Origin of the sequence: Stieleria sp. (assembly GCF_041595215.1) — a bacterium.
In the GTDB taxonomy this organism is placed as follows: Bacteria; Planctomycetota; Planctomycetia; order Pirellulales; family Pirellulaceae; genus Stieleria; species Stieleria magnilauensis.
In genome coordinates this window covers 1-4,830 of the sequence record NZ_JBFHKV010000671.1, presented here as the reverse complement: position 1 = coordinate 4,830, position 4,830 = coordinate 1, and the positions used below count along the sequence as shown (strand labels likewise).

General features: G+C 60.1%; 3 protein-coding genes. 1 reads left to right on the top strand and 2 read right to left on the bottom strand.

The features are described 5' to 3' along the window. Positions 1-682, bottom strand: a 682-nt coding sequence (locus ABX749_RS22180) for an FHA domain-containing protein (RefSeq protein WP_372897904.1), incomplete at its 3' end; no start/stop codon positions are given. Positions 683-899: 217 nt separating this feature from the next. Here ABX749_RS22180 and ABX749_RS22175 point away from each other — a divergent pair. Continuing rightward, positions 900-2,249: a DUF1598 domain-containing protein gene (locus ABX749_RS22175; RefSeq protein ID WP_372897903.1), complete on the top strand. Its 1,350-nt coding sequence runs from the start codon at positions 900-902 to the stop codon at positions 2,247-2,249. Between the two features lie 207 nt (positions 2,250-2,456). Here ABX749_RS22175 and recG read toward each other — a convergent pair whose 3' ends face one another. Next, positions 2,457-4,628, bottom strand: coding sequence for an ATP-dependent DNA helicase RecG (recG, locus tag ABX749_RS22170; protein ID WP_372897902.1), 2,172 nt, complete (start codon positions 4,626-4,628; stop codon positions 2,457-2,459). Positions 4,629-4,830 lie beyond the last annotated feature (202 nt).

Below are 4,830 nucleotides of genomic sequence, written 5' to 3'. Positions count from 1 at the left end.
CCAGGCGGTCCAGGACCAAATCGATCGCTTGGGCAGCGGTTTCCGCACCGGCCAGTTTGAAAGCCAATTGCAGCAGTGTTGCGCGGGCCTTTTCGGTCTGCACCAGTGCCCCGGGTTGGGCGGGCGATTCGATGACCAGGGGATCGCTGTGCAAGTATTCGCTTTTGGAGCGACGATCGGTGATCGACGCCGCTTCCATCGCCAGGGTCAAGTGATCTTCGGTCGCCCCGGCGGGTCTGGGCGAGGCGACGGGCCCCTCGGCGGACTGAATCTGGTGAACAAACTGCAGCGAGAATCCGGCGATTTCAATCTTGTCGCCGTCGGCCAGGGCCGTCGGAGCCTGGATCCGCCGGCCGCCGAGAAATGTTCCGTTTCGGCTGCCCAGATCCTCGATCATCCAGCCCGCCGCTGTCGACCAGACCCGGGCGTGTTGGCGGCTCGCTTTTTCGCTGCGGATCGCGATGTCGTTGGTGCTGGACCGTCCCAGGATGACTTGTCCGGGTGCGGAGAGTCGAAAAACGTCGCTCCAACGCCCCGCCGACTGGATCACCAGGTATCCGCCATCGATGCCACCCACGGGGGTGCTCCATTGGCCGTCTGAGGCGGAAACCGCCTTCAGCGGCAGACGGTTGGGGCCCGAATCGTCGTCGTGGGGCGGCAAGGTGAGGCTGCTGTCGCTCAAAGTGCTCTGATTCCCTGGAAGTCGCTCGAAGAGGCTGGAGTCGATTGGATGCCGAATAGTTTATCAGATCACCGGGTCGAACTTGCGACTAGAATGGGCGGCAACTATTCTCTTATGCAGTCTAGGCCGCCTCCCAACCGACTTTTCCGCCGTACGATGACGCGTCTTTGCGAATTGCCGGCGTCTAAAATCCAATTCCATTCGGAGTAACTTTTCGATGAAACTGAGCCAAGCTCGATTCATGATCGCGATTGCGATGAGCTGTCTCGTTGCAGTCGCCTCGCTGACCAAAGCAGGAAACTTCGGCGGTGGCGGCAATAACGTTGGCGGCGTTTCGATTGATCCAACCGGCGTGGTTCGTACGGCAACGGTCGAGGAAAACCAAGAACTGCTCAACCTGCTTCGCAACGTCGTCACCGCTCCGGCAGGCGATTTGGCAGCTGCGACGGATCTGCGACTGGTGTCGCTCTCGGGTTTGCAAGACGCGATCATCGAGGTTCGCAAAACGGGCGCGCGACTTCCCTCTGAGATCCGCTATCTGGCCGGTTTGACCGGCGTCGATTATGTGCTGGTCGACAAGGAAAACAACGACTTGATCCTGGCTGGACCGGCCGAACCCTGGACCCTGTCGGAAACCGGCAGCGTCGTCGGCACCGAAACCGGCGCCGCGATCCTGCAGTTGGAAGACCTGGTGGTTGCGCTTCGCAACGTCGAAAATTCGCGTGCCCAAGGCATCAGCTGTTCGATCGAACCGACGGCCGAAGGCCGGCAGCGTTTGAACGCGTTTCTCGGTCGCATGAAACTCCGCCCCGGGCAAAACCCCTCCGCCCTGGAAGCCGGGATGAAGCAGGCATTCGGACCGCAGATGATCAAGTTGAACGGCATTCCCGCGACCAGCCGCTACGCCTGCATCCTTGTCGCGGCGGATTATCAAATGAAACGGCTGGCGATGGCGATCGAAGATTCGCCCGTCAAAGGGCTTCCCAGCTACCTGCAACTCGCCCGCAACACCTCTCACGCCGGCAGCATGAATCCTCGCTGGTGGATGGAATGCGAGTACGACAGCTTGACGCGTAACGAAGAAGGCACGGTTTGGAAATTGACCGGTCAAGGGATCCGAACGATGACCGAACAAGATGCCATTGCCGCCGACGGCACGGCAACCAGTGCCGGAAAGTCCGACAAGTTGGCCGAGAAATGGGCCACCTCGATGACCGAACGCTTTGACCAATTGGCCAAAGAAATGCCGGTCTTCGGTGATCTGCAAAACCTGATGGATCTGACGGTCGCTTCGACGCTGATCGTGCAAGAACAGCTCGAAAATCGTTCGGGACTGGAATTGGTCGTGCTCCGCGATCAAGAAATGCTGGAAATGCCGACGTTGGACGCACCTCAAACGATCGCACCAGAGTGCAGCTTCATCAAGGGACGAAGCGGCTGGGTTGTGACGGCATCCGGTGGCGTCAGCATCAACGCCTTCCAAATCGTTCATGACCAGCAAGTCGACACCTCGCTGACGAACCAAGTCGCCGCCTCGCGATCCAGCACCTGGTGGTGGAACAAGTAGGGCATGCTGTGCATGCCGACGCTCACGTAACGCATGCTGTGAAGCATTTTTTTAGCGGTAGGGCGCGAGCCCTCCGGTGTTCTGGGAACGATGAGGGCCCGGCGGGCTGGCGCCCTGCCGCTAACACCGCGTAAAACGCAAGGAATTAACGCTTCACAGCGTTGCCCGTAACGCATGTGGCGCATGCCGAAGGGCCTGGACGGCCGGCTAGGCCACGTCGCCCAGGTCCAAGCGTTTGCCGTAGCGGCGCATCAGTTGCTTCTTGAGCGCGTCCCACTTCGGATCGGACAGCTCTGGATCTTCGTCAATCGTTTGCTGAGCGATGTCGCGTGCGACTTGCAGCACGTCAATGTCGTTCATCAGATCGGCGATCCGCAGCGGGGGCATGCCGCTTTGACGTGAACCGAACACGTCACCGGGACCACGCATTTTGAAATCGGCTTCGGCGAGTTCAAAGCCATCGCTGGTGCTTTCTAACACTTTCAATCGCTCGAACTCTTCCGGCGATTGTTCACCGTCGGTGAAGACGCAGACGTGTCCGGCGTGTGTACCGCGTGAGACTCGCCCGCGGAGTTGGTGAAGCTGGGCCAATCCGAATCGCTGGGCGCCCAAGATGGTCATCACGGTTGCATTGGGCACATCGATCCCGACTTCGATCACCGTCGTGCTGACCAACACGTCGGTCTCTCCGTCCGCAAACGCCTCCATCACCGCACGCTTCTCCTCACTGGACAGTCGGCCGTGGAGCAACCCGACCTGGTACTTTGCCAGGGTGCCCGTGCGAAGCTCTTCGTAGACGGTTTCGACCGATGAGACATCTTCGTCGGTCGCCGAGTCTTCGTCGGGTACATCGACGTCATCTTGAGTCGGCGAGGCCTGCGCACTGACGCGGGGAGCGACGATGAAGGCTTGTCGGCCTTCATCGAGTTGTTTTTTGACGAACGTCCACCAGCGGTCGCGCCACTCGTCGCGACCCAGGTAAGTGTTCACACTGCCGCGGCCCGGCGGTTTTTCACGCAGCGTCGTCAAGTCCACGTCGCCGAAGATCGTCATCGCGACCGAGCGCGGGATCGGCGTCGCACTCATCACCAGGTAATGGGGGTCGACCCCGCCGCTGCGAAGTTGAACGCGTTGGCGAACGCCGAACTTGTGTTGTTCGTCGATCACGCACAGCCCCAGATTCTTGAACTCGATGCCGTACAATAGGGCTTGGGTACCGACGAGCAGATCGATTTCTCCGGACGCCGTTTTGCGAAGCGTCTCCCGCCGCTCTGCCGCGGTCAGCGAACCGCACAGCAGCCCGATGCGAACGCGACTGTCGGCCAGCATCCGGGTCAGGGTTTGGAAATGTTGTCTGGCCAAGACCTCCGTCGGCGCCATCAAGACCGCTTGATGGGAATGACCGACGGCCAACATCATCGCGTAAATCGCGACGACCGTCTTGCCGCTGCCCACGTCACCCTGCAGCAAGCGGTTCATCGGAAACTGGCGGCCCATGTCACGACCGACGTCTTTCATCGCCGCCTTTTGGTCGCCCGTCAGTTCAAAAGGGAATCGATTGATGATTCGCGCGTCCAGCATCGCCGAGGCGGGCAGCGGCGTGGACCGCAGGTCGGTGGTCAGTTTGCGGCGCCGCATCGCCAATGCAAGTTGCATGACCAGCAGTTCTTGAAAGACCAAACGCGTTCGCGCCGCCGTCAAATCGTTTTGATCGGCGGGCCAATGAATGCTGCGGACCGCGGTGCAAATGTCCGGCAGCGGCAGCCGAAGATCGATCTCGGCCGCGCGCAGCGCAGCGGTCGCCTGGTCGCGAAGATCAACCGGCAAGACTTCGGTGAGCGTTTCGCACAGACCGTCGATCGCCGCACTGACATAGTGCCGCATCTCGTTTTGTTTGACGCCTTCGGTCAGCGGATAGATCGGCAGGATTCGTGGCTTCTTGATTTCCCCGTCGTCTTCCAGCAACGTCACCTTGGGGTGCACAAATTCCCATCGCAAACCGTTCAGCTTCGGTTCGCCGCTGATCATGACTCGACGGTCAAACGTGATTTGCTCGGCGCGAAACGGCTGGTTGAAAAACACGATCCGTACCGCACCGGAATCGTTTTGAACGACGGCCCCGAAAATCGATTTACCGGGCGTCCGGGAGACGATTTCGGCGTCGACGATCGTGCCGACCAACGAAGCGGATTGGCCTTCACGCAGCTGGTCGACTCGGGCCGGCGGCGCAGGGAATTCGTAGCTGCGGGGAAAACAAAACAGCAGATCACCCGCCGTCCGCAACCCGATTTTGGCAAGCTTCTCGGCGCGCAACGAACCGATCCCGGGCAAGAACTTCGCCGGCGTGCCGAGAGTCGTTTCGATCGAATTCTCCGTCATCGAAGCCGAGTATACCGAAGCGGCCGTCACCGATGAACCTTGTCCCCATTGCGGCCCGCCTTAAACGGGACGAAGAAAGCCGGGGAGCTGGAAAACGTGGGTGACGCGAAATGAGTGCGACCATGCGATATTTTCTTGCCACCTTGCGTTTCGGGTAGGCGGTAGTGGACGAGGCGACGAGTCCTTGCCAACATGCCGACTG

Coding starts and splice junctions, on each gene's coding strand:
- ABX749_RS22175 (WP_372897903.1), top strand. CDS start 900: ATGAAACTGAGCCAAGCTCGATTCATGATCGCGATTGCGATGAGCTGT.
- recG (WP_372897902.1), bottom strand. CDS start 4,628: ATGACGGAGAATTCGATCGAAACGACTCTCGGCACGCCGGCGAAGTTC.